23 protein-coding genes are annotated in these 23,221 nt (G+C 60.9%); 9 read left to right on the forward strand and 14 right to left on the reverse strand.

The features are described 5' to 3' along the window. Positions 1–13 precede the first annotated feature (13 nt). The gene (locus ACH9L7_RS08310) at positions 14–736 is read left to right on the forward strand and encodes a hypothetical protein (RefSeq protein WP_396610257.1); all 723 of its coding nucleotides are present in this window, start codon (positions 14–16) and stop codon (positions 734–736) included. Between the two features lies 1 nt (position 737). Here ACH9L7_RS08310 and ACH9L7_RS08315 read toward each other — a convergent pair whose 3' ends face one another. The 3 genes from ACH9L7_RS08315 to ACH9L7_RS08325 form a co-directional block, all read right to left on the reverse strand. Continuing rightward, positions 738–3,116 carry a heavy metal translocating P-type ATPase gene (locus ACH9L7_RS08315; protein WP_396610258.1) on the reverse strand — a complete coding sequence of 793 codons (2,379 nt, stop codon included), beginning with the start codon at positions 3,114–3,116 and terminating at the stop codon, positions 738–740. A 168-nt stretch (positions 3,117–3,284) separates the two neighbouring features. Further along, entirely contained in the window at positions 3,285–3,485 is a 201-nt protein-coding gene (locus ACH9L7_RS08320) for a hypothetical protein (protein WP_396610259.1), read from the reverse strand. Between the two features lie 173 nt (positions 3,486–3,658). Next, entirely contained in the window at positions 3,659–4,234 is a 576-nt protein-coding gene (locus ACH9L7_RS08325) for a DoxX family protein (protein ID WP_396610260.1), read from the reverse strand. 111 nt (positions 4,235–4,345) lie between these two features. Here ACH9L7_RS08325 and dph5 point away from each other — a divergent pair, with 111 nt between their 5' ends. After that, entirely contained in the window at positions 4,346–5,152 is an 807-nt protein-coding gene (gene dph5 / locus ACH9L7_RS08330; protein WP_396610261.1) for a diphthine synthase, read from the forward strand. Positions 5,153–5,194: 42 nt separating this feature from the next. On the opposite strand, the gene artA is transcribed toward dph5, so the two are convergent. The 3 genes from artA to ACH9L7_RS08345 form a co-directional block, all read right to left on the reverse strand. After that, positions 5,195–6,127 (reverse strand): archaeosortase A, encoded by a 933-nt coding sequence (artA, locus tag ACH9L7_RS08335; RefSeq protein WP_396610262.1) that lies wholly within the window; start codon positions 6,125–6,127, stop codon positions 5,195–5,197. Positions 6,128–6,309: 182 nt separating this feature from the next. After that, positions 6,310–8,904, reverse strand: a complete 2,595-nt coding sequence (locus ACH9L7_RS08340) for an ArtA-dependent S-layer glycoprotein (RefSeq protein WP_396610263.1) — start codon at positions 8,902–8,904, stop codon at positions 6,310–6,312. 273 nt (positions 8,905–9,177) lie between these two features. After that, positions 9,178–9,957: a VOC family protein gene (locus ACH9L7_RS08345; RefSeq protein WP_396610264.1), complete on the reverse strand. Its 780-nt coding sequence runs from the start codon at positions 9,955–9,957 to the stop codon at positions 9,178–9,180. Between the two features lie 135 nt (positions 9,958–10,092). On the opposite strand from ACH9L7_RS08345, the gene ACH9L7_RS08350 reads away from it, so the two are divergent. Continuing rightward, positions 10,093–11,535, forward strand: a complete 1,443-nt coding sequence (locus ACH9L7_RS08350; RefSeq protein WP_396610265.1) for an MATE family efflux transporter — start codon at positions 10,093–10,095, stop codon at positions 11,533–11,535. A 29-nt stretch (positions 11,536–11,564) separates the two neighbouring features. On the opposite strand, the gene ACH9L7_RS08355 is transcribed toward ACH9L7_RS08350, so the two are convergent. Together ACH9L7_RS08355 and ACH9L7_RS08360 are read right to left on the reverse strand one after the other, a co-directional pair. Further along, entirely contained in the window at positions 11,565–11,969 is a 405-nt protein-coding gene (locus ACH9L7_RS08355) for a TIGR04206 family protein (RefSeq protein ID WP_396613245.1), read from the reverse strand. Between the two features lie 71 nt (positions 11,970–12,040). Then, positions 12,041–13,153 carry an OBG GTPase family GTP-binding protein gene (locus ACH9L7_RS08360; RefSeq protein WP_396613246.1) on the reverse strand — a complete coding sequence of 371 codons (1,113 nt, stop codon included), beginning with the start codon at positions 13,151–13,153 and terminating at the stop codon, positions 12,041–12,043. 180 nt (positions 13,154–13,333) lie between these two features. On the opposite strand from ACH9L7_RS08360, the gene ACH9L7_RS08365 reads away from it, so the two are divergent. Continuing rightward, on the forward strand, positions 13,334–13,537 hold the full coding sequence (locus tag ACH9L7_RS08365) for a hypothetical protein (RefSeq protein ID WP_396610266.1): 204 nt from the start codon (positions 13,334–13,336) through the stop codon (positions 13,535–13,537). A gap of 54 nt (positions 13,538–13,591) precedes the next feature. Here the strand turns inward: ACH9L7_RS08365 and ACH9L7_RS08370 are convergent, their stop codons facing one another. After that, positions 13,592–14,863, reverse strand: coding sequence for an RNA-guided endonuclease InsQ/TnpB family protein (locus ACH9L7_RS08370; protein ID WP_396610267.1), 1,272 nt, complete (start codon positions 14,861–14,863; stop codon positions 13,592–13,594). A 190-nt stretch (positions 14,864–15,053) separates the two neighbouring features. Between ACH9L7_RS08370 and ACH9L7_RS08375 the strand changes: the two genes are divergently transcribed. From ACH9L7_RS08375 to ACH9L7_RS08395, 5 genes are all read left to right on the forward strand, one after another. Continuing rightward, the gene (locus ACH9L7_RS08375) at positions 15,054–15,419 is read left to right on the forward strand and encodes a cox cluster protein (protein WP_396610268.1); all 366 of its coding nucleotides are present in this window, start codon (positions 15,054–15,056) and stop codon (positions 15,417–15,419) included. 101 nt (positions 15,420–15,520) lie between these two features. Continuing rightward, entirely contained in the window at positions 15,521–15,859 is a 339-nt protein-coding gene (locus tag ACH9L7_RS08380) for a DUF6684 family protein (protein WP_396610269.1), read from the forward strand. A 119-nt stretch (positions 15,860–15,978) separates the two neighbouring features. Next, positions 15,979–17,721 carry a cbb3-type cytochrome c oxidase subunit I gene (locus tag ACH9L7_RS08385; RefSeq protein ID WP_396613247.1) on the forward strand — a complete coding sequence of 581 codons (1,743 nt, stop codon included), beginning with the start codon at positions 15,979–15,981 and terminating at the stop codon, positions 17,719–17,721. A gap of 363 nt (positions 17,722–18,084) precedes the next feature. Further along, on the forward strand, positions 18,085–18,342 hold the full coding sequence (locus ACH9L7_RS08390; protein ID WP_396610270.1) for a cox cluster protein: 258 nt from the start codon (positions 18,085–18,087) through the stop codon (positions 18,340–18,342). Between the two features lie 74 nt (positions 18,343–18,416). Beyond that, positions 18,417–18,818 carry a universal stress protein gene (locus ACH9L7_RS08395; RefSeq protein WP_396610271.1) on the forward strand — a complete coding sequence of 134 codons (402 nt, stop codon included), beginning with the start codon at positions 18,417–18,419 and terminating at the stop codon, positions 18,816–18,818. 2 nt (positions 18,819–18,820) lie between these two features. Here the strand turns inward: ACH9L7_RS08395 and ACH9L7_RS08400 are convergent, their stop codons facing one another. Genes ACH9L7_RS08400 through ACH9L7_RS08420 form a run of 5 tightly spaced genes read right to left on the reverse strand, consistent with a single transcriptional unit; the run spans position 18,821 to position 23,165 of the window. After that, the gene (locus ACH9L7_RS08400) at positions 18,821–19,495 is read right to left on the reverse strand and encodes a thioredoxin family protein (protein ID WP_396610272.1); all 675 of its coding nucleotides are present in this window, start codon (positions 19,493–19,495) and stop codon (positions 18,821–18,823) included. 1 nt (position 19,496) lies between these two features. Then, positions 19,497–20,240, reverse strand: coding sequence for an ABC transporter ATP-binding protein (locus ACH9L7_RS08405; RefSeq protein ID WP_396610273.1), 744 nt, complete (start codon positions 20,238–20,240; stop codon positions 19,497–19,499). After that, complete coding sequence (locus ACH9L7_RS08410; protein ID WP_396610274.1) at positions 20,237–20,995, reverse strand: ABC transporter ATP-binding protein; 759 nt, start codon at positions 20,993–20,995, stop codon at positions 20,237–20,239. Before ACH9L7_RS08410 ends, ACH9L7_RS08405 begins: the two co-directional genes overlap by 4 nt. Further along, positions 20,995–22,200 carry a branched-chain amino acid ABC transporter permease gene (locus tag ACH9L7_RS08415; protein ID WP_396610275.1) on the reverse strand — a complete coding sequence of 402 codons (1,206 nt, stop codon included), beginning with the start codon at positions 22,198–22,200 and terminating at the stop codon, positions 20,995–20,997. The genes ACH9L7_RS08410 and ACH9L7_RS08415 overlap by 1 nt, the downstream gene beginning before the upstream one ends. Next, positions 22,197–23,165: a branched-chain amino acid ABC transporter permease gene (locus ACH9L7_RS08420; RefSeq protein ID WP_396610276.1), complete on the reverse strand. Its 969-nt coding sequence runs from the start codon at positions 23,163–23,165 to the stop codon at positions 22,197–22,199. The genes ACH9L7_RS08415 and ACH9L7_RS08420 overlap by 4 nt, the downstream gene beginning before the upstream one ends. Positions 23,166–23,221 lie beyond the last annotated feature (56 nt).

A 23,221-nucleotide genomic window follows, 5' to 3' on the forward strand; every position in this document is an offset into this window, starting at 1 on the left:
AGCGAGGAAGAAAATGTCTGATTCGAGAAGCGAACAACCGCATCCTGGCTCACCGCTCACGTGGGTACGGAGGACACTCCGCGGCGCGTGGAACGACCTCCTGAGCGTTTATTACGCCAACACGACCGTCTGGCGACTGCTCAAAAGTGGGGCGTTGGTCGCACTCGGGTTATTCTGCTGGAGCGGGGCGAATCTCGTCCTCTCGTACCGACCCGATTGGACGGTCCTCTACTACGTCATGTCCTACGGGTTCGCACTGCTGTTCTGGGGACCACTTACCCACCTCGTCATCGTCCCAGCGGTGATACGAATGCGGCGGTCGGGAAACGGAGGGCTCAGACGGCAGTTCGCTCGACACGGGTCGAAGGCGAACCTCACGGTGTTTTTACTCCTCGTCCTCGTCCTCGGGACCGTTCCGCTCGGCGTGATGACCTTCGAGTTTCAGGTCCCCGCAGACGGGGACGGTGGCGTCGACATCAATCCACAGCTCCAGTGTACAAAGTCCGGGGAGTTGATTCACTGTCACGTCTCGGACTCCCGCGGCATCGACAGCGTCGTCGTCTCCACGGGAGGACAGACCCTCCAGAAGATAGACGACCCACCCTTCGACTTCAACGTGAACGTGAACAACCTGGAGGAAAGCGGCGGCGACCGGCAGTTCACGGTCGAACTCCGCGATGAGAACGGCGAGGTCATCCGCCGATACATCCGTCGGGCGGAACTCATCCCCGGGTGATTCACAACAGCGGTCGCCGAGAGTTCGTCACGACGAGCAGGCTACTTGCCGCCATCGCGAGCGCGGCCAACAGTGGGTTGAGAACGCCGACAGCGGCAAGTGGAATCGCGATGCCGTTGTAACAGAGCGCCCAGCCGATGTTCTCACGAATTCGCCGTCTCGTCGCCGCCGCGAGAGTGAATACCGCAGGTACGTCGGCCAACTGGCCGTCTACGAGGACAGCATCGGCAGCGTCGGCAGCGTAGGCCGTGCCAGCGATTGCGACGCCGACATCTGCAACCCCGAGTGCTGGCGCGTCGTTGGTTCCGTCACCGACCATCGCCGTGGTACCCTCGGCACACAACGCCCGAACGGTTGCGACTTTCCCATCCGGTGGGACGCCTGCGAACACGCGGTCGACGGTCGGGTGTTCACGAAAGCGCGCGGCAGCACGTTCGTCGTCGCCCGTGAGGACGACTACCTGTTTGTCGTCGAAGGCTTCCAGTACCTGTTGCCAGTCGTCTCGCTCCCGGTCTCCGACGATGGCGACTGCTTCTGCGTTCCCACCACGACCCACGACGACAGGCACGTTACCCGCCGTTCGCGCCTCTTGAACAGCCGCAGACAGGGGTTCGGGAAGCGCCCCGACGTGGCGCTCGACGAGGTCCGGCGTACCCACCACGACGCGCTCACCGTCGACGCGGCCACTCACTCCCGCTCCGGGGTGTCGTTCGAATCCGGATACGGTCGCTCGCGTCTCCCCGCCGTCAGTCGCAACGGCCTCGTACTCGACGAGTGCCGCAGCAACAGGATGCGACGACTGCTGTTCGACGGCCGCAGCAGCAGCTAGTGCGTCAGGGTCGCCGACGACAGACTGGACCGCCATCTCGCCGGTCGTAAGCGTCCCAGTCTTGTCGAAGACGACCGTGTCGATATCGGGTGCCGTCTCGAACAACGAACTGTTGGTCACGACGATACCGCGCCCGAGCGCGTCTCGAAGTCCGCCGGCGATTGCGAGTGGTGTCGCAAGCCCCATCGCGCAAGGACAGGCCACAATCAGGACCGTGAGCCCCGCGAGAACGGCTGGACCCACTGGTTCGGCGGCGAGTAGCCGCCAGATGGTCACGCCGACACCGAGCAGGAGAACGAACGGGACGAACACCGTTGCGAGGCGGTCTGCGAACCGCTGGACGCTCGTCTCCTCGCTCTGGACAGACCACAGGAGCGACGTGATGCGGTCCAGCGTGCTTTCGGCCTCGTCGGCGACTGCGACAACGAGTGCGCTGTCAGTGACGACGCTCCCACCGACGACGTCATCCCCGCACCGTTTCGTACTCGGCAGCGACTCACCTGTCAGAACAGCTTCGTCGACGGCGGCGACGCCCTCGACGACGGTGCCATCGATAGGGACACGCTCGCCGGGGCGAACGACGACTTCGTCGCCCGGAGTGAGCGCTTCTACACCCACTGTTTCTGTCGAGCCATCGCTCCGGCGGCGCGTCGCCTCAGTCACACGCATCGACGTCAGTTCAGACAGACGTCCGGTCGCCTCGCGTTTCACTCGTCCTTCGTAGTACTTCCCTGCGGTGACGACGAGGACGATGGTGACCGCAACGTCGTAATAGAGGTGCACAGAGCCGAAGACGAGTGCAACCGTGCTGTAGGTGAACGCCGACAGTATCGCAACCGCGAGGAGGAGGTTCATGTTCGGCTGCCCGACACTGAGACTCACGTACGCGCCTTGGAGAATCGGCCAGCCAGTGTACAGCACGACGATGCCAGCCAGTAGCCCGATGATAGCCATCGGGAGGTACAGCCCGACCGGGGTCGTCATGTCTGCGGTGAGGATTCCTGTCTCGATGCCGACGTAGCTCGGGTAGAGGAAAAAGACGTACCACGGCATGATGAGCATCGCGAGAAAGCCGCCGAGAAGCAGTCGTTGAAACGTCTCCTCGTCGCGGGGTGGCTGGTCAGGTGCTGTGTCCTCCCTGAATCGGGCGGTGTACCCGTATCCGCTCACCACCGCTGGCAGGTCCGCCGTATCTACCCTCTCGGGGTCGTATCGAACACGAGCGGTGTCTGTGGCGTAACTGGCTTCGACTGTTTCGACCCCGGGATATGCCGCCCCACGAAGCGAGACGAACGACTCGCAGGTCGTACAGTGCATCCCGTCAATCTCTAGAAACGCGTCGGCAAGCCCATCAGGTGGGTCGGTGTCGCGGTCGATTGTCGAGTCGGACTGTGTGTGGTCACGGACCGCTTCTGCGGTGACACCGTCGACATCACCGACCGCACGCCAGACCTCCAAACAGCCGCGGCAGCAGAAGGTTCCAGAGCTATCGGGAGCAGTAATCTGCCGTGTCTGTGTCGGCAGGCCACACAGGGTACAGTGTTCAGTCATTAGCCGGTGTCGGGTCCGGGTTCAGCCGGTCAGCGGCTGGGAGTCGGGATGCCGGTGCGTCCGTCGTTGCAATCAGGTGGTGTCAAACCAGAGTACAGAAAGATAGGTCCCAGTACGGAAAAACGCTTTTCCGCCCACCGGACCCGCAAGCACCGAGTCAGTTCCCCGTCAGCGGTCCGGGATACCGCACACACCCGCTTCGTCACCCATCTGCTCTACACCCGGGGCGAACCGACCCAACTGCCAGTCTGGGTCGTGGCCCGTTTCCTCGCGGTGTTCCTCGATTCGCTCGCGGGCCGACGCGAGTTTGGAGAAGGTCTCTTCGAGTCCGCAGTCGGGACAGCGAACCGTCGCTCGGGGTGTCGTCATTGTTCGAAGAGAGCACAGCAACGGAGATAATTCCGTCGGACGCGCACCAAATGGCGGCAGTGACACAGTCCAAACGACAAGATATTGTAACCAATGGCCACGAGAGCCAGCACTGTACGTCCGTGCAACCGATACGACAAGGCCGAAAAACAAGCGCCGGTGGTCGCTGAGCGTCACCCCAGCACGAGCGACATCCAGCGGTTCCGACGGACGAGTTCCATGTCTTCGAGGTACGCATCGACTCCGAGGATGCGACCCGCGCCGAACGCGCCGAGTCCGAACAGGAGCACCGCGTAGACGATGTGGTCGTCGACGACCCAACCGTGTGCGAGTGGCAGGCCAGCGAGAAGACCGCCTTGTAGTGATGCTGCCCAGTAGAACAGCATCATTACCGCCCCCCAGAACGCGCTCCAACGGACGAACGCACCGAGGATGAGCGCTAATCCGGTGAGGGTCAACCCCCACATGTTCAGCATGTCGATAAGCGGACTTCCCGCCATCGAACTCCACAGGCCCATGAAGGGGTTCCCCGGTGGAACTGCGTTCGCGAGGAATCCCGCGGCCGTCCAGTTGTTCGACGGGTCAGCGTCGAGGTAGGTGATGAGCTTCGTGACACCACCTTGGAACAGCGTCCACCCCATCACCACCCGCAGGAGGAAAAGCGAGTAGCCGACCCACCGTTCCGAGTACTCGAACCGTACGTCCTGTCCAAACAACTCCGTTTCCAGTGTGCGGCTGCTCGTTGCCATACAATAGAAGATATTACCTTCACTCTAAAATAATATGTTTGTTATTCCCACGCATTGAGAGCAGTCAAAGAAGGTCACGCTGTTTATGGCCGCCTACGACAGAGCAAGAGCATGCTCACCTTCATCGGACTCGGCCTATACGACGAAGCATCTATCACAGTCGAGGGAAAGAAAGCGCTCTCAGAAGCCGACCGGGCGTTCGCGGAGTTCTACACCAGCCACCTCGTCGGTGCGAGCGTCGAGGACCTCGAAGCGTACCACGACATCGACATCGAAGTGCGGAACCGCGCCGGCGTCGAACAGGGCCCGGATGAAATTCTCGACGCAGCCGAAGACGAACACGTTGCCTTCCTCACCGCTGGCGACACGATGATTTCGACGACGCACGTCGACCTTCGGTTGCGCGCCGAAGAGCGCGGTATCGAGACGCGACTCGTCCACGGTGTGACGGCGCAGTCCGCCGCGAGCGGACTCACTGGGCTTCAGAACTATCGCTTCGGGAAAGCGGTCACGCTCCCATTCCCCTTCGTCCACGGTGGCGACCCGGTCCCGAAAAGCGTGGTCGACTCCCTCGAAGCGAACCGCGAACACGGTCTTCACACGCTCGTCTACCTCGACATCAAAGTCGAGTGGGAAGGTCGCCGCGGCGTCGAAATCGACGACGACGAGTACATGACGGCCGACTACGCTGCCGAACTGTTCGCCGAACACTGGGACCCCGACGCACTCGGCGTCGCCGTCTGTCGAGCAGGGAGTCCGAATCCGGTCGTTGCGGCCGACCGACTCGAAGCGCTCGCCGAGCGCGACTTCGGCGACCCGCTCCACATGCTCATCATCCCCGGCGAGGTCCACCACGTCGAGGCCGATGCGCTGATGGCCCTCGGCGGCGCACCTGAGACCCTCTTCGACGACTACTGAAAGCGTCGTACGAAACGCAAAAAAGGAAGCTCGGACCGCCGATTACGCTCGCCGGTCGTCCGGCACGTCGATGCCGAGTTCGGCGCGCAGGTCGTGTTCTTCGCCAGTCACCATGTAGAGGATGTCCTCGATGATAGTGAGGAGTTCCGGCACTTCCCGGACGACCAGGTACGTGATTCCGATGAGTGCGACCACGGCGAGCACCTGGCTGATGATTCGGTCGGAGATGAAAAACGAGACCATGTAGGGGTCCGACGACCCGAACAAAAAGAGAATCTCGTCGACGAACAACTGGAAGTACTGCTTGCCGACCGAGATAGTGATGAACGTCGTCCGAAGGAGGTTCAGTGCGTAGATGATGGGGACTGCAATAGCGAGCCCACGGACCTTGCGACGGAGTGGGGCGTCCACTGCGGTGATGAGACCGGCGAAGATAGCGATACTACCGAGGCCGGTACACGCGAGGACGACCGAGATTTCGATACGGTGGCTCCCCTGCATCCACAAGAACGTATTCAGGTAGCCTTCGTCGCCGGGAATCATCGTCGTCGAGTAGCCGAGCGACTCGATGAGGAAGTTCGTCTGCGCGGCGACAGTCTCCATGAGCACCCCTCGTGGTGCGGGAATCATCGTCCCGAAGAGCGTCAGCGCGGGTATCGTCTCGAAGGGGAGATAGACGACACCCATCGCTGCAACGGCACGAGAGAGAACGAAGAGCGAATCCCGTCCGCTGTAGAGGAGCCATCCGGCGTAGAGTGACGCCGGAACGGCCGCGATGGTCAGCAGTCCCTCGATGTAGCTCTTGTGAACGAGCGTGAAGTGTGGAATGAGTTGGAGCCAAAAGAGTGCAAAGAGAACCCACCCCGCAGACATCACAGTGCGGCCGAGGTTACGGTCACGTCCGTTCGCGACCACACCAGCGACGAAGGTGGCGATTACCACCCAAGCGAGGATATCCGAGAGCAGTCCGGGCATACGTGTTGGAATGTCGTGCAGTTACTAAATCCCTTGTCGTTGCGTGCGCTCGTCGCGCGCGACCGGTTGGTAACGATGACTCTCTGTGAAAACACACTGTAACGCGGTCGCTACCGGGGGTAACGCCAATAAAGAACGTTGAGGGGACCGGGGAAAACCCGGTGGTTAGTTAGCGAACGGAATTAGTCGCGGCGGACTGCGAGGAGTGCCGCAGCGACGAGGGCGACGAGGGCCACAGCGATACCGAAGCCAGGCGTGCTGGACTCGGTGGTCTCTTCTGCGGGTTCCTCAGTTGCCGTTTCCGTCGGCTCTTCCGTCGGTGCAGCCGTCGTGGTTTCCGTCGGCTCTTCCGTGGTCGTCTCTTCGGCCGTGGTCGTCTCTTCGACCGTGGTCGTCTCCTCAGAGGCAGCGCCAACGACGCCGTCAGCGGTGGCGTCTTCAGCGGTGCCCTTGTCAACGGAGACAGTCACTTCGAAGGTGTCGTTCACGTTCTGCTCGGAGAAGTCGAACGTGGACGAGAACGTACCGTCAGCCTGGACGTAGGCGGTCGAGGTCTTCAGGAAGCGCGGCTGGGTGTCGCCGTCGGACTTCACGCGGACCGTGAGAGCCGTACCGGGGGCGACGGAGGCCGTGCCCGAGAGGGTCTGGTCGGCAGCGGCTTCGACACCGAACTCGTCCTTGTTCAGGTCGAGCGTCGGCTCAGAGACGTCGAATTCGGCGGAGGTGGACTCGCCGTCTTCAGCGTCCGTCAGGTCGCCGTCTTCGAGGACGTGGAACGTCGCGTTGAACGCGTCGTCGTCCTCGACAGAGAGCTGGTCGGCGCTCGTGCTGTAGAAGTCCGTGCGCGAGGCAGAGACATCGTCGAGGTCGTAGACGATGAAGTAGGTGTCGTTCTCGCCGTCAGCGATGACCGTGGCGCTGGAGCTGTTGATGCCCAGGACCTTCGGGTCGCGGTTCGGACCGGGGTTCGTCTGCTCAACGGAGACGTTGAACTGCGTACCCGTGAGGGAGTCGAAGTCGGATGCGTCGAACGCACCTTCGAGACCCGTGGCGGAAACCTGGTGGACGACGATGTCGCCGTTAGCGACAGCGTCGGATTCCGTCAGGTTGCCGTTGTCGATAGCGTCGTAGACGTCCGAGGATTCAGCGAGGTCGCTGCCCGTCGGAGCCGTCCAGATGGTCTGGGAGTCGGTGCTGCGCTCTTCGAGGACGAGCGTGCCGACGTTGTCGGCGTCGCCGCCCGTCGAGACTTCGAGGTCGTAGTCGCCAGCGTCGAGGAGGTCACCCGCAGCGATGTCCGTCGTGATGTCGGACGAGGTGATCGTGACTTCGTCGTCGCTGTCGTCAACGTCGAACGAGGCCGTGTTGTCCGGGTCGTACGTGTTGAACAGAAGGACGACTTCGCCGTCGTCGTTGCCGTCTTCGACGGTGACGTTCGCGGTGTAACCGAGGTCGTCGCCGCCGATCATGACGTCGGCCGTGTCCGTGCCTTCGAGCGTCACGGTGATCTCAGCGATGTCGCCGACCTGTTCGGTGACAACGGAGGTGTCGAAGTTGGACGTGGAGTCCTTGGCCTTCGAGACAACAACCGTGTCGGATTCGACGGAGACACCCGAGAAGGTGTCCGTCACTTCGACCGTGTAGTTACCGGAGTCCTGCGTGCCGAGGTCGAAGCTGGCTTCACCCTGACCGTCGAGCGTGACAGTCTGGGAAGCGGCTTCGTCGCCATCTTCGTCGAGGGCGACAACGTCGACGGTGCGGCCGTCGGCGTTAGCCGTGACCGTACCTTCGAGCGCGTCAGCGTCCGTGATGTTGAGGTCGTCAACAGAGACGTCGAGACCGAGGTCGCGGACGTCGACGGAGGCCGTCTGGCCATCGAACGTGAACTCGTAGGAGCCGAGCTCACGGTCTTCCGTGTTGAAGAGGAAGACCTTGCTGTTCGTGCCGGTGGAACCGTCGAACACGTAGTTGTTGTCGTCGTCAACAGCGTCGACTTCAACGTCTTCGCTCGTGTTGTTCGAGACAACAGCAACCGTGGAGCCCTTGTAGGCCGTGTTGTTGTTCGTGCCACTGACGTAGACAGGCGCGAAGGTCACGTCTTCGGTGCCGGTGACCTGGTTGCCTGCGGCGTCGGTGACGTTGTACTCGACTTCGAGGTCGGACGTGTTGACGTCGCTCAGGGTGTAGACGATACGACCCTTGTCAGACGTGGACGTGTCCGAGACGAGGCTGGAGTCACCGTCGGTGACGTTGACGTCGTTGACGTTAACGTTCTCGCTGAAGGCGAGTTCGATCTCGGCGTCAGACGAGGACGTACCGTTCTGGTAGTGGATCGCCGAGAGCAGGGACGGCTTCTCAGCAGCCGTCACGGTGAGTGCGTCAGAAACGTTAACGTCAGCAGTCTCTCCACCGCTAAGGGAGGTGGCAGAGCTGTTGAGTGCCGAAACGTTGTACGTTCCCGCGCTCACGTCGGAGAGGTCGAGGTCAGAGGAGAACGACGTCGGGTCCGAGGAAGACACGAGCGGTTCGCTCGTGTCGTACTCGCCGTCGTCGTCAGCGTCAACCCACACATAGTATTCGTTAGCGGTACCGTCGGATTCAGCTACCGAGGAAACACCGACAGACGCACTGGGTCCAGCTTCAACACTAGAGGAAGCCAGAGTAACGCCTTCGGCATCTGCGACAGCCGTGCCCGTAAACGCGATGGACCCGGCGAAAACCGAGAAGACCATCAGCGCAGCGAGCAGAACTGCGCGGATCTGTTTGTTACGTGTCATTGTTATAGATGGTTCTGCAAGCGGCGAAGCAGCTTTCGTCCCGAATACGCCCAGGGGTAGGTCAGGGCGTGGGGTTACTCGCTGGAATCACCTTGGGTAGGGGTACGCCCGGACCTATCTCGGCACATTATAAATGCTTTGTGTATTATCTTGGTAACAATACACTCACGTGTAGCGGAAATTTAGGTCGGAGAGGGACAACAGTTATGTACCAGTTGTAGTCCGGCTCCGAACGCGTCGGCAAAAGAAATGATAGTTGTCAGTAACCCGACCTTATTCGGGCGACTCGAAGTCCGTCGGCAGAACCTCGATTTCGTGACCGTCGGGGTCCTTCGTGAAGGCGTAACGGTCGTCACAGGACGCCGGGTCGCGGTAGTCCTCGGCTTCCCGCTCCATCAGCACTTCCCAGTAGTCACTGAGGTCGTCAGTGCGCACGGCGAGGTGGCCCCAGGCATCACCCATCTCGTAGGTCCGGCCGTCGTAGTTGTACGTGAGTTCGACGGCCATCGCCTCCGCCGAGGCGTTTTCGGGCTTCATGAAGTAGTTCGCGAAGGTGTCGGACTCCCAGCGACCGGTGTGTTCGTACTGGAACTTCCGCGTCCAGAACCCGAGCGCCTGGTCTGCGTCCTCGACACGAATCATCGTGTGGTCGAGACTCCACTTGGCACCTTGGTTCCGCTGGACGATTTCGACCTCGTGGCCGTCGGGGTCCTTCACGAAGGCGTACCGACCGCCGCACGACTCAGGGTCGCGGTAGTCCTCGACGCCTTCGTCCATGAGTTGCTGATAGGCGTCTTCGAGTTCACCCTCGGGAACGCGAACGGCGATGTGACCCCAGGCGTCGCCCATCTCGTAGGTGTGGTCGCCGTGATTGTACGTGAGTTCGAGGACTGCGCCGTCCTCGTGGAGGTCCTCCGGGCCGAGGTAGACGTTCGTGAACGTCTCGGCCTCCCATCGTCCCTTCTCCTCGTAGTCGAGGTGGGTCGTGTACCAATCGAGCGATTCCTCGAGGTCTTCGACGCGCATCATCACGTGGTCGAGGATTCCGGACATAGAGGAGAGGTGTGTCTCACCGTCGAAAAGCATACCGGACGCGGAAGGCCTCGACTGATGGTCACACGGTACGCTGCCGGTGACGCGTCTTCCGATACGTGTCGCCTAAATAGTCGCCACTGGAACTGGTGAGTCGTGTCCGTCGTCCCCAATCCAGTGCGACTCCTCATCCTCGGTATCGGACTTGCACTCTCCCGTGTCGGCCTCCTCGACCGTGAGCGAGCGGTCCGAACGACCGAACTCGCGTGGCCTCGAATCGTCACGGGTATCGCCCGGATGTCGAAGAACGCTGTCGACGTAGCGATGGTGGGGGTTGCATCGGGGACCGTCGCCATCACCGGGGTTGGATTCGCAGGACCGTTCTGGGGACTCGCGTTCGCGCTGGGCGGCGGCATCGCGGGTGGGACTATCGCACTCGTCTCACAGCGGTACGGTGCCGACGCCATGCACGAATTGGGGCTTGCGGTACGGTCGAGCGCGTTTCTTACTGTCGTTGCGACGATTCCCGTCACGGCGGTGTTCTGGGTGTTTCCGACCGAACTGCTGTCACTCTTGAGTAGCCAGCCCGAGGCTATCAGACTCGGCGCGGAATACCTCAAAATCGTTGGATTGGGGGTCCCGTTCGCCGGACTAAACCTCATCGGAAGTCGCGTTCTTGTCGGTTCCGACGACGCCTACACCGCGATGGTTCTCCGAGCGAGCGGGGCAGTCATCAACATCGCACTCAACGCGGCCCTCATCTTCGGCCTCGGGATGGGGGTCGTCGGGGCGGCACTCGGAACAGTCCTCTCGAACGTGGTCGTGACGAGCGCGTTCGCAATCGGACTGTCGCGGGGGTCGCTTCCCGGTGTCGGACGATTCCCGGTCACAATCGACCCATTCGGGCAGTTCGTCGACCCGGCGACACTCCGCGACCTCGTGGACATCGGCCTCCCCGTGATGGGACGCGGTTTGGTGTGGACCGTCGCCGAATTCCCGATGCTCGCTATCCTCGATGGGTTCGGCCAGGAAGTGGTTGCTGCGTTCGTCATCGCCCGTCGCATCTGGGGACTGATGAACACGCCCGGATGGGGCTTCGGACTCGCGGCATCGAGCCTCGTCGGCCAAGCACTCGGACAGGACGACGAACAGACTGCGGAGGTCTACGGCCACGAAGTCATCCGATTCGCCGTCGCTACGTATCTCGTGTCGGCGGTCATCGTTGTGGTGTTCGCGCGACCAATCGTCTTAGGATTCGTCGGTGACGCGACGAAACCGGCGTTTCCAATCGCCGTCAACCTCGTGTACGTCGCGTGTGTTGCCGTCATCCTACAGGGAGTTTCCGGCGGGTCCGCTGGGCCACTGGATGCGAGCGGAGACACCCGGTGGACGTTCGGGAGCCAGTTCGTCGGGATGTTCATGGGATCGATTCCACTCGCGTACATCGGCTCTGTCACGTCGCTCGGCCTCATCGGCCTCTATCTCGCGTTCCTCGCCGAGACAACCATCCCCGCGGCTCTCAACTACTATCGCTTCCAAACGGGGACGTGGAAGGCCGTTAGTCGGGGGTATCGGCCAGAAACACCGGTGGACGATTGACAAGAACAGTTGCAGGTACGAAGGTTAGTTCACCGCGCACGAGACCAGTAGAAGTACGCCGCCACGGCCCACAGGAGTACAGTTCCGAGTGGCAACGCAGTCCTGCCGGGTTGCAGCGAGAAGCCGCGGGCGACTTCGAGTTGCGTGAGTCCGGCACAGGCGAGACCGGCGACGGTGAGTCGGACATCCTCGTGGTCGAAGACGAATCCAGCGACGACACTCGCGAGCGCGACGAGGTAGCAGGCGACGCCGAGTGGCCACACGAGAATGTAGTCCGGAAGCCCGAGTGTGAACCGGAGGAAGAAGTCGGTGATGGTGGTGGCACTCGGCGGAGACGGCGTGAACAACCCCCACGCAAAGAGAAACGTGACTGACCCGGAGGTGTAGGTCTGAATGGACCACGGCGCGATGCCGACGAGGAGAACGAGGAGCAGTCTACCGAGACCAGTACTATCGGCGGACCCGGTTGAGGTGTCGTCAGAGGTGGATTCGGCGGACTCGGCGGTCACCGCTGGGCGATGATGCGAAGCACGTCTTCGTCGGCCAGTTCGTGGTCACGGCCGACCTGTTGGTCGTCGTGCTTCGCACTCGGTCCCGAGACGCGGGCGAACCGGAATCGCTCGTCGAGTTTCGCCCCGAGTTTGTGGATGGCGTCGTCGACGGTGCTCTCGCCTTCGCGGAGGACGAGCGGTTCGTCGTAGTCGACGCCACGGCCGGGCTTGTCCATGTAGACGCGGATGAGGCCGAGCGCCTCCCAAATCTCCTCTTTCAGCGCGTCGAGGCCTTTCTCGGCTTCGGCGCTGATGAACGTCACCTCGTCGGGGTCGAGACCAACGTCGCGGAGGTTCTCCTCGACGGTCGGGAGATAGTCCTTGTCGATGAGGTCCGCCTTGTTGACGGCGACGATAGACGGCAGGTAGACGCGATTCTCCATGATGCCGTCGATGAGTTCGTCGATGGTCGTCTCGCCGCGAAGGGTCACTTCGGCGTTGACAAAGCCGTGCTCGCGGAGGATTCCCTCTATCGTCTCCTCGTCGAGGTCGACACTGTCACTTTTTGTGACGTTGATTCCGCCTTTGCCTTTCTTCTTGATAGAGAGGTTCGGCGGCGTCGTGTCCAGTCGAATCTTGTTGTTGTAAAGCTCTTCGCACAGTCGGACGTACCGCTCGATTTCGAACACCGAGAGCATGAAGACGACGAGGTCGGCAGTCCGGACGACAGAGAGAACCTCCTTCCCGCCGCCGCGGCCGCCAGCGGCCCCTTCGATGAGGCCGGGAACGTCGAGTATCTGGATGTTCGCACCCTGATACTTCAACATCCCAGGGTTCACATCGAGCGTCGTGAATTCGTACTCGCCAGTCTCGCTGTCGGCGTTAGTGAGCGCGTTGATGAGCGTCGATTTTCCGACGCTGGGGAAGCCGACCAGTGCGACAGTCGCGTCACCGGTCTTCTCGACGGCGTATCCTTGGCCGCCACCCGCCGAACTCTGGTTCTCGAGTTTCTCTTTCAACTCCGCGAGCTTCGCCTTCAACCGGCCGATGTGGCCCTCTGTGGACTTGTTGTAGGGCGTATTGGCGATCTCCTCGCGGATGTCTTCGATCTCCTCCTCCAGTCCCATCGTCACAACTTCCGCCGCGTCCGTCGAAAAACCCTTTCCTTCCGACCCGAGGGTGTAGCACACCGCGGGCACTCCCACGTGTACACCGCGGGCACCCCCACGTGTGCGTGCGAATCTCAGTATTAATCGAACGCATTCGGCACGATTATTGCGTGGGGATTCGACGCGCCGATAAAGCCAATGCCGGATCCCCGTACGCTCCGCGACAGTACGCAAATCGTCCTCCCATGCGACCTGCTCGCGGACCTCCGCGACGAAATCGAATCCGAATTCATCGTCACGATTTACGAACACGCCCACGGAATGTGTCGAATCATCGGCAGCCCGGTCGAAATTCGCGCCGTCAGTGACTTTCTCGCTCGGCGCGGCATCGCAACGCCTTGACATCCTCCCCGCGCTGAAGCGCGAGGATTCCCGACCGCGTTGGGATATTGTGGTTTACGACGTTACCTGTTCTTGAGGTGCGAACGCACCAGTTTCCTTGTCAAACAAGAACGTCGATGGCTGTGCCAACCAGCCGTTACTCCTATCCTCGGAAGGATTTGGAGATACTTTCTGCCGAATATTCTCAGCACCGTTCACATCCGCGTTCGCCACCGTCCCACACTCATCGCAGACGTACAACCCGCGCTCAACACGGTTCGTGTTTCGCGTGCGCCCACAACACGAACATGACTTCGACGTATCACGCTCGGACACCTGCTTGACCGTGATGCCTTCCATCTCCGCTTTGTACTCAAGCATCGAGGTGAAGCGGTCGAACGCCCACGAGTGCAGGTCAAGATTGCCGTGTTTGCCCCAGTTCTTCGAATCACCATTCTCCTCGTCCTCACGGATACCAGAAAGGTCGCCCACCACGATGGTTCCAACTTCCTCGTCAACACACCGCTGTACGATGTGTTTCGAGAGAGTGTGGAAGTAGTGGGTTCGGCGAGTCGACTGCTTCCGGTTCAACCGCGTGGCCTGCTCAGAGGCTGAGTCGTCACAGCGAGCGATGCGCTTGCTGAAGTAGTAGTCGTCCTGCTTCAGACAGTTGAGCGGGTACAGTTCGCTGTGCCCGTCTTCGTAGGCGAGTGCGGCGAAGTTGTTGATACCGAAGTCAACACCCACCGTCTTCTCACCGGGTGCTTCAGACACTTCGATTTCGACTTTGCACACAAAGTGGAGTTCCCACTTGTTACCCGTCCAAACGGCTCGAACCTGTTGGACGCTCTCCACGGTGGAGAGGTCAACATCAGGACGAGTCTGGAACTCGCAGAGGATGAAGTCAGACCAGTATTCCTTGAGATTCGACCCTTTTGAGAGTCGAACGCGGTTGTATTTCGTGTCGAGTTTGAAGCCAGCAGCTTTGAACGTGACCGTGCTTCGCGGGTGGTCGTCGCCGTGTTTGCGGTACTTCGGTGGGTTTGCTCTCGTGTCTCCGTTGCGTTGTTTGCCGTACCAGCCGTTGAACGCTTCAGCGAGTTCCTGTAGAACGCGCTGACTCGACTGAGAATGCAGGTCATCGTAGCGTTCGTGCGACTTGAGGTAGGAGGTGAGTTCGTTGTGACCGGGAATGTGTCCGATTTCGCTCCACACTCGGTCGCAAACCCACCGTCCGACGTTCCAGAGTTTTGAGGCTGAGAACCCGAGCGAATCGAGGTCGTCGGACACCTGTTGCTGATTCCGTATGGAAGCAGTGTAGGTGCGAGTGACGACCTGTTTCGCCATACGTAACCTATATCGAGATATTTACTTGAAGGTACGGATTCGGGCGTGGAATATCCAGCCGTGCTATCGGACGGTGGGTTGTGTAGTCGATTGTCGGATTCATCCCCGCGCTAAAGCACGAGGCTTTCTCCTTGACTCTCCGTAACCGCAGTTCCGAAGGGCTTGTTACCACACAGTTCGAGAGGCGAGTATGGACGAAGCGCCGGGTCTTTCTGACCAGTACCGCACTGCCAGCCCGTGGCCAGTGTTCGTCGCACTCGGTATCCCACTCTCCGAGCTCGGTCTCCTGTTCGGCATCTTCCCGCTCGCAGTCGGGGGGTTGTTGCTGTTCTGTGGGAGCATCGCAGGGATGCTGAAAGAGTCCGGGTACGTCGAATCGACGATGCGCTCGCTGGTCGTACTCTCGGTCATCCTGTTCGCGTTCGGCGGCGCACTCGCATTCACCGAAATCAGCCTCGTCACCCGTGGCTACGCGACTATCGCCGCCGCAGCACTGCTCCTCGTTGGCGGCGTCGCATTCGAACTGTTCGTGTGGGACAACAAGCAGACACTCTAGCCGGGTCCGGAGCGTGCTGGCGGGGTCCGGTCCACACAGAACTCAGCGTGTCGCGCGAGAAACCACCAATCTATTTGAATAGCGTCCCCGAGAGACCCACTATGGCAACCAAGACGTTCGACAAGGACACCATCCTCGACCTGACGGTCAACATGGTGCCGTTGGCCATCATTCTGTTCTTCGTGGTGGCCTTCGCCGTCGTCAACCCCTTCGGGTTCGAATCGCTCGCGTCGGGACTCCAGTTCTCGCTGCTCATCGCACCGTTCGTGCTGCTCGCGGTGCTGACGTACCTCTCGGGAAAGGCTATCGCTGGCTCCGAGAAGTCCGACACCGTCTACCCGCCGGGACAGGCAACGGTCCCCGGCGTCGGCTCGCTCCACGAGGAGGAGGCAAAGGCGGAAGCTGAACTCGAAGAATCGGTCGCCGCTGACGCGGAATAAACTGCTGTCTAATCGGCTTAAAACCCCCTGAAGCGCAGGGCGTTCCCGAACCTTTCATTACCCTGCACTCCTCAGGCACTTCCATGGAGGTTAACGGACAGTTAGCACTGACGGTGCTCATGGGGGTCTTCCTCATCGCCGTCGCCGCGTGGCTCGCGCGGGTCGAAGATTGGCGGTCGTATACCCCTCTCGCTGGTGGTGGGGCCGTCGGAGGTACCAAAGAGCAGTACGTCTCGGAGGAGAAGCCTTCAGGACTCATCCGTTGGTTGACGACTGTCGACCACAAGGATATCGGCATGCTCTACGGCGCGTACGGCATCATCGCGTTCGCCGTGGGTGGCCTGATGGTCGTCGTGATGCGCGTCGAACTCGCGGACCCGTCGATGACGCTGCTCTCGAACACGTTCTACAACTCGTTGCTCACGAGTCACGGAATCACCATGCTCTTCCTGTTCGGGACGCCCATTATCGCGGCGTTCTCGAACTACTTCATCCCGCTTCTCATCGGCGCGGATGACATGGCGTTCCCCCGTATCAACGCAATCGCATTCTGGCTGCTGCCGCCGGCGGCACTGCTCATCTGGGCCGGGTTCTTCCCCATCCCGGATGTCATCCCGGCGCAGACGGCCTGGACGATGTACACCCCGCTTTCGGCCGGTGCCGGTTCGGGTAACCAGGTCAACGCGGGTGTCGACCTGATGCTCCTCGGCCTGCACCTCTCCGGTGTCTCGGCCACGATGGGTGCCATCAACTTCATCGCGACCATCTTCACGGAGCGCAACGAGAAGGTGACCTGGGCGAACCTCGACATCTTCTCGTGGACCATCCTCACCCAGTCGGGTCTCATCCTGTTCGCGTTCCCGCTTCTCGGCAGCGCCATTCTGATGCTGCTTCTCGACCGGAACTTCGGAACGGCGTTCTTCTCGGTCGATGGCGGCGCAATCCTTTGGCAGCACTTGTTCTGGTTCTTCGGCCACCCCGAAGTGTACATCCTCGTGTTGCCCCCGATGGGTATCGTGAGCCTCGTGCTCCCCCGCTTTGCGGGTCGTCGCCTCTTCGGGTTCAAGTTCGTCGTGTACTCCACGCTCGCAATCGGTGTCCTCTCGTTCGGTGTCTGGGCGCACCACATGTTCGCAACGGGTATCGACCCCCGTCTTCGCGCCTCGTTCATGGCCGTCTCGTTGGCCATCGCGATACCGAGCGCAGTCAAGACGTTCAACTGGATTACGACGATGTGGAACGGGAAGATTCGACTCACGACGCCGATGCTCTTCTGTATCGGTTTCGTGTCGAACTTCATCATCGGCGGCGTCACTGGGGTCTTCCTCGCGTCGATTCCGATTGACCTCATCCTCCACGACACCTACTACGTCGTCGGTCACTTCCACTACATCGTCATGGGCGCGATTGCCTTCGCTGGCTTCGCTGGCCTCTACTACTGGTTCCCCATCTACACCGGCCGGATGTACCAGACCACGCTCGGTAAGTGGCACTTCTGGCTGTCGATGATCGGGACCAACCTGACGTTCTTCGTGATGGTGCTTCTCGGCTACGGCGGCATGCCGCGTCGCTATGCGACCTACCTGCCGCAGTTCGCTACGATGCACCAACTCGCGACCGTCGGCGCGCTCATCCTGCTCGTCGGCCAGATAATCTTCGTCTGGAACTTCGTCCAGTCGTGGCTCGAAGGGCCGGTCGTCGAAGACGGCGACCCGTGGAACCTCGGTGACGACAACCTCGTCACTTCCGAGTGGACCTGGTTCGAACGCAAGCTTCAGACGGCCGTCACCGACGGCGGCGAAGAAGAGACGGAACTCGCAACCGACGGCGGCGAGACTGTCACCGACTCGGACGACAAGTAACACACCCGGTTCCTTTCTTTCGAACGCTTACCCGTCGAGCGGTTGCACTCAATATCTCTGTCGGGCGGGTGCACTCAATATCTCTGTTGGGTGGTTTTCGAAGCCGCGTTCGAACGACGTGGCCATCGGTCGTGCAGTTACACACTGGTGCCACCGCTCACCGGACCGTTCCTTGGAAGAAATCGAACCTCAGATGACGAGCAGAATCCCTACGACAAACATCAAGAGCGCGATTCCGCCGAGGATGATGCCGAGGATGTCCGTGTCCGACATACGCGACCGTTAGTGTGTGCGAAGAAAGGTGCATCGGTGTGGTCGCCTCGAACGAAAACCGCTAACCCCGTCGCCTACGCAGGTCGAGTCGTGAGTTCGAACGTCCGCGGTCAACGATTCGTCATCGGGTTGTATGCGGCGCTCGTCGCCGTCGCCGGCGTCGCAGGGTTTCTCACGGGTACGTTCGTCTCGGGACTTCGGCCGCCGAAGTTCCTCTTTCTCGTCCCGTTTCCCGCGACTCCGCTCGGGTTCGCGGCGTACGGTGCGCTGACCATCGCACTCGTTTTGGGTCTCCCCCTCCTCTTGGTCGTCTACGTCTCGAGCCAGTTGGATGACGTAGCCGAATAATTCGAACGACAGTGTCGGGGTCGGAGGACAAGAATCAGCACAAACACTAATATCAATCCGTGGGACGTGATAGTATGTACCACATTATAATCGGCGTCGACGACGATACAGAACACGCACTCGCCTGCGTCGAAGAGGTTGCAAACCTCCCGGGCGACCCCTCGGAAAAGGAGGTGACGTTGGTCCACAGTTTCACCGAAAATCCGAGCGGTGCGTCCGCGACGCAACTTCATTCGGTCAGAGAGGCGAGTGAGTATCTCGAAGACCACGGAATCGCGTACGACGTGAACGAGTCGTCAGGCAACCCTGCAGACGTCATCGTCGAGTTCGCGGAGAAAGAAGACGCGGACCTCATCGTTACCGCCGGACGCAAGCGGTCGCCTGCAGGGAAAGCGTTGTTCGGCAGCGTCACACAGTCAGTCATCCTGAACTCCGACCGCCCCGTCATGGTGACGGGCGAGACGAAGCGGTCGTAAAGTTAGTAGACGCGGTCAACGAGTCGTGCGACGCCGTCGGGCGACATTCGACCGGACGCTGATTCTTGCAGTTCGCCGTCGCGGAAGCACAGCACCGTCGGGGCTGAATCCACGTCGAACGTCCGACAGAAGTCGTCGGTTGCCTCACCGTCGAGTCCAGCGACCGCGACACTGGCAGGGATGGATTCGAGAATCTCGTCGAGGTCCTCTTTCATCGCGTCACACGGGGTGCAGAAGCGCCGCCAGACGGTGATGACTGCATCCGGGTTCGAGTCGAGAAACGCCTCGGAGGAGTCGTCGTCGAGTTCCGGCAGCGCGTCCGGAACCGGTGACGACGGTGTGATTTGGACCAGTACGCTGGCCATGTGCGTGAGGAGTTCCTGCCCGACGGGGATGTCGAGGAACGACTGCGCCGCGAGATACGCCACCACATCAGTTCGGTCGACACCGTTCGCTTCGAGGTGGGCTTCGACCGAATCGGGGTCGACGCCGAAGAGGTCGACGACCGTCTGGTGGAACTCCTCGGTCGATACCGCGCCGTAGATGTCGTGGTAGATGGCGAGTACCTTCTCGAACTCCTCGGTCGTCGTGAGCGTTCCGTCGGCCGCTTCGTCGACTGCACCGGCGGAGATGAGCGTATCGAGCGCCGTCTCTGGGTCTGCGTGCGTTGCCGACATCTCAGACCCCCAGATAGCGTTCGCGCGTCTCTTCGTCCGCGCGCAACTCGTCTGCGGTTCCGTCGAAGACGATTCCACCCTGGTCGATGACGTAGGCACGGTCGGCGAGGTTGATGGCTGCCGCCGCGTTCTGTTCGACCAGGAGGATGGTCGTCCCGTCGTCGCTAATACGCTGGACCGCGTCCTCGACGTCCTCGATAATCTTCGGCGCGAGGCCCTCGTACGGCTCGTCGAGGAGTAGCAGGTCGGTGTTCTGCTTCAGTGCGCGTGCGATGGCGAGCATCTGCTGTTCGCCACCGGAGAGCGTCCCCGCCCGCTGGTCTCTCCGCTCGTCCAGCCGCGGGAATTGCTCGTACACCTCTTCGGTGGTCATTCCCTTGTGGCCGAACGACAGCGACCGCCCCCACGTGTTGGACTTGTTGTTGACGACTTCTGCGAGGTGCAGGTTCTCCGCGACGGACAGGTTCGGGAAGATACGCCGTTCTTCGGGGACGAGCGAGATCCCGTTTACCGACACGTCCTCGGCGGGCACGCCGGTGATGTCCTTTCCTTTGAATCGGATGGTGCCGTTTCGCACGTCCGGCGGTGTCGCCCCGGCGATACACCGAAGCGTCGTCGTCTTCCCGGCACCGTTTCGACCGAGGAGTGTACAGATTTCGCCCTCTTCGACGCTCATCGAGAGCTCACGGATGATGTGACTCTCACCGTAGTAGGCGTCGATGTGGTCGATTTCGAGGAGACTCATAGCTCGACACCTCCGAGGTAGGCCTCTTGGACGGCCTCGTTTCCGCGAATCTCGTCGGGCGTCCCCTCGGCGATGATGCCACCGCGACTGAGGACGACGATGCGGTCAGAGATACTGAAGACGATTTCCATGTCGTGTTCGACGAGGACGAACGTGAGTCCGTGGTCGCGTTTTACTTGTTCGATGAGTTCCACTGTCGACTTCGTCTCCTCGGGGGACATCCCGGCGGTCGGTTCGTCCATGAGGAGCAAGTCGGGTTCACTGGCGAGTGCGATACCAATCTCCAGTCGACGCTTGTCACCGTACGGGAGGTCGGTCGCGACAGTGTCCGCACGGTCGAGAAGCCCGACCGAGTCGAGGGTGTCGCGGGCAACTTCGTGAACGTCGGTGAGGCTGTCTCGATGTTTCAGGAACTCGAACCCGAACGCGCCGCGTTCCGCAGCAAGCGCCGCAATCTCGGCGTTCTCTTTGACTGTGAGGTCCGGGAAGATAGACGCCGTCTGGAACGACTTCGAGACGCCCAGTTGGACGACTTCGTGCGGGTCGAGGCCGACGATGGAATCGCCTTTGAATCGGATGTCGCCGCTCGTCGGGTCGAGTCGTCGCGTGATGAGGTTGATGAGCGTCGATTTCCCGGCCCCGTTCGGGCCGATGACAGAGACGCGTTCGTCTTCCTCGACGGTGAGATTGACGTCGTCTGTCGCGACGAGTCCACCGAACTCCTTGACGAGGTTTTCGGTCTCTAAGAGGGCCATCAGCGGGCACCTCCGTTCCCAACGAGCTCACGGACCCGGTTCGCTGCCTTCGAACCGAGGTCGAAAACGAGTTCGCGGAGCTGGTTCAGGATGCCCCACAGGCCGTCCGGAACGACCCAGACGACGACGACGAAGATGGCTCCGAGGAGCAGGTGCCAGTAGAAGCCGAAGTCCTTGATGAGCACGATGTCAGTGAAGGGAATCGTCAGTGCTTGGATGGTACTGACGATGTTCTCGACGTAGAGGTACAACCCGACGCCGAGGACGGGACCGAACATAGACCCTGCGCCACCGAGGACCGTCATGACGACGATGTCACCGGATTCCGTCCAGAACAGCGACTGGAGCGGCACGTACGACCCGTGAATGGTAAAGAGGCTGCCAGCGACGCCGGCGAACGCCCCCGAGATGATGAAGGCCATCAGCTTGTAGCGCCAGACGTTGAGTCCGACGAACTCGGCGCGCTGTTCGTTCTCGCGAATCGCACGGAAGACCATTCCGTACGGCGAGTTGAGGATGCGGTAGGCGACGGCCACCGCGCCGACGAAGAACAGGCCGACGAAGGCGTAGAGCCAGGTCCCGAGGAGCATTCCACCGACCGAGGGGATATCCGCTTCGAGGTGAATCATGCCGAAGAGACTCCCGACCTCGACCCCAGTCAGGCCATTTTCACCGTTGGTCAGGAACGCCAACGGCGAGGCAGCCATGTAGTAGAACATCTGTGCGAACGCCAGCGTGAGAATGGCGAAGTAGATTCCGCCGCGACGAAGCGAGAGGAACCCGAGAATCCACGCCAAGAGAACGGCAAAGAGCGTCCCCGAGAGGACCATCACGAGGGGGTCTCCGGAGACGTTCTTCGCGACGATACCCGCTGCGTAGGCGGCACCGCCCCAGAAAGCAGCGTGGCCGAACGAGAGCAGCCCGGTGTAGCCTAACAGCAGGTCGAAGCCGATGGCGAAGATACCCCAGATGAGGATGAGCGTCGCGAGGCTCTGGTAGCCCTGGACAATTCCAGAAATCACCGGGGCGCGGGCGAAGAGCCACGGGAAGAGGGCCACGAAGATTGCCGTGAGTCCGACGACTGTCCCCTCTCTACCGCGGAGTTGCTCCCAGCGACCCACGAGGCTCCCATCGAAGAGAGACTCGCTTTTCGTGCTCGTGCTGGTGTCGGTGCTCGCGCTCGCAGTGTCTGTCTTTTCGCTCATGGTGCCACCTCCTCGTTACCGAGGAGTCCCTGCGGTCTGGTGAGGAGGACGATTGCCGCGATAGCGTACAGCCCAACCTGCGACCACGCCGGTGCGAATGCGACGAGCGTCGCCGTGGTAAGTCCGAAGATGACGCCACCAAGGACTGCCCCTGCGATACTTCCCACACCCCCGATGACGACGGTGAGGAATGCGGGCACGAGGATATTCGTCCCGATAGTCGGGTTGACGACGTTCAGTGGGCCGCCAACGACACCGGCGACACCGGCGAGTGCGGCACCGATACCGAAGACGACGATGTATGGGCGAGTGATTTTGATTCCGAGCAGTCGGACCATCTCGGCGTCACGGGTTCCGGCGCGGACGACGAGACCGAAATCGGTGAACTCGACCAACACGTAGACGAGCAGGACGAGTACCGCGGTGATGCCGATAACCCACAGTCGCCACTGCGGGAAGTTGCCGACGAGAGGAAGTGCAACGGGACCGGAGACCGGAATCCCCGCGAACGACCCGAACGAGAGGATACGTTCCGGCTGTTCGAACGGAAGACTGTTACTCCCAAAGAGGACGCGGAATAGCTCTTGGACGACGATTGCGAGACCGAACGTGACGAGAATCTGGTCGGTGTCCGGTCGGTCGTAAAACGAGCGGGCGAGGAAGCGCTCCATCAGGAGCCCGACGACGAACACCACGAGAGGGACCATCACCAGTGCGGCGAAAAATCCCCAGTCGAGGCCGAAACTCGTGAATCCCCATTCTTGGAGCTTCCCGTTGGACAGCGGGACGTTCAGCGCGACGAACAGCCCCGCGTACGTTCCGACGAGATAGAGCGCGCCATGGGCGAAATTGACGAACTTGAGTGTCCCCAGGATAATTGAGAGCCCGACAGCCAACAGGACGTATATCGCACCCTGCTGGAGCCCGTTGAGCAGGATGACGACGATGTCGGCCAAGAGGCTCACACTTTCTCACCCCCGTCGTAGTCGTTCGAATCATTCGGTTCAGTGGGTGTGTTAAA

Origin of the sequence: Haloferax sp. S1W (assembly GCF_044593955.1) — an archaeon.
Lineage (GTDB): Archaea > Halobacteriota > Halobacteria > Halobacteriales > Haloferacaceae > Haloferax.

What these genes read in the sequence shown, in the direction of transcription:
- ACH9L7_RS08310 (WP_396610257.1), top strand. Translation starts at nt 14, where the DNA reads ATGTCTGATTCGAGAAGCGAACAACCGCATCCTGGCTCACCGCTCACG.
- ACH9L7_RS08315 (WP_396610258.1), bottom strand. Translation starts at nt 3,116, where the DNA reads ATGACTGAACACTGTACCCTGTGTGGCCTGCCGACACAGACACGGCAG.
- ACH9L7_RS08320 (WP_396610259.1), bottom strand. Translation starts at nt 3,485, where the DNA reads ATGACGACACCCCGAGCGACGGTTCGCTGTCCCGACTGCGGACTCGAA.
- ACH9L7_RS08325 (WP_396610260.1), bottom strand. Translation starts at nt 4,234, where the DNA reads ATGGCAACGAGCAGCCGCACACTGGAAACGGAGTTGTTTGGACAGGAC.
- dph5 (WP_396610261.1), top strand. Translation starts at nt 4,346, where the DNA reads ATGCTCACCTTCATCGGACTCGGCCTATACGACGAAGCATCTATCACA.
- artA (WP_396610262.1), bottom strand. Translation starts at nt 6,127, where the DNA reads ATGCCCGGACTGCTCTCGGATATCCTCGCTTGGGTGGTAATCGCCACC.
- ACH9L7_RS08340 (WP_396610263.1), bottom strand. Translation starts at nt 8,904, where the DNA reads ATGACACGTAACAAACAGATCCGCGCAGTTCTGCTCGCTGCGCTGATG.
- ACH9L7_RS08345 (WP_396610264.1), bottom strand. Translation starts at nt 9,957, where the DNA reads ATGTCCGGAATCCTCGACCACGTGATGATGCGCGTCGAAGACCTCGAG.
- ACH9L7_RS08360 (WP_396613246.1), bottom strand. Translation starts at nt 13,153, where the DNA reads ATGGGACTGGAGGAGGAGATCGAAGACATCCGCGAGGAGATCGCCAAT.
- ACH9L7_RS08365 (WP_396610266.1), top strand. Translation starts at nt 13,334, where the DNA reads ATGCCGGATCCCCGTACGCTCCGCGACAGTACGCAAATCGTCCTCCCA.
- ACH9L7_RS08370 (WP_396610267.1), bottom strand. Translation starts at nt 14,863, where the DNA reads ATGGCGAAACAGGTCGTCACTCGCACCTACACTGCTTCCATACGGAAT.
- ACH9L7_RS08375 (WP_396610268.1), top strand. Translation starts at nt 15,054, where the DNA reads ATGGACGAAGCGCCGGGTCTTTCTGACCAGTACCGCACTGCCAGCCCG.
- ACH9L7_RS08380 (WP_396610269.1), top strand. Translation starts at nt 15,521, where the DNA reads ATGGCAACCAAGACGTTCGACAAGGACACCATCCTCGACCTGACGGTC.
- ACH9L7_RS08385 (WP_396613247.1), top strand. Translation starts at nt 15,979, where the DNA reads ATGGGGGTCTTCCTCATCGCCGTCGCCGCGTGGCTCGCGCGGGTCGAA.
- ACH9L7_RS08395 (WP_396610271.1), top strand. Translation starts at nt 18,417, where the DNA reads ATGTACCACATTATAATCGGCGTCGACGACGATACAGAACACGCACTC.
- ACH9L7_RS08400 (WP_396610272.1), bottom strand. Translation starts at nt 19,495, where the DNA reads ATGTCGGCAACGCACGCAGACCCAGAGACGGCGCTCGATACGCTCATC.
- ACH9L7_RS08405 (WP_396610273.1), bottom strand. Translation starts at nt 20,240, where the DNA reads ATGAGTCTCCTCGAAATCGACCACATCGACGCCTACTACGGTGAGAGT.
- ACH9L7_RS08410 (WP_396610274.1), bottom strand. Translation starts at nt 20,995, where the DNA reads ATGGCCCTCTTAGAGACCGAAAACCTCGTCAAGGAGTTCGGTGGACTC.
- ACH9L7_RS08415 (WP_396610275.1), bottom strand. Translation starts at nt 22,200, where the DNA reads ATGAGCGAAAAGACAGACACTGCGAGCGCGAGCACCGACACCAGCACG.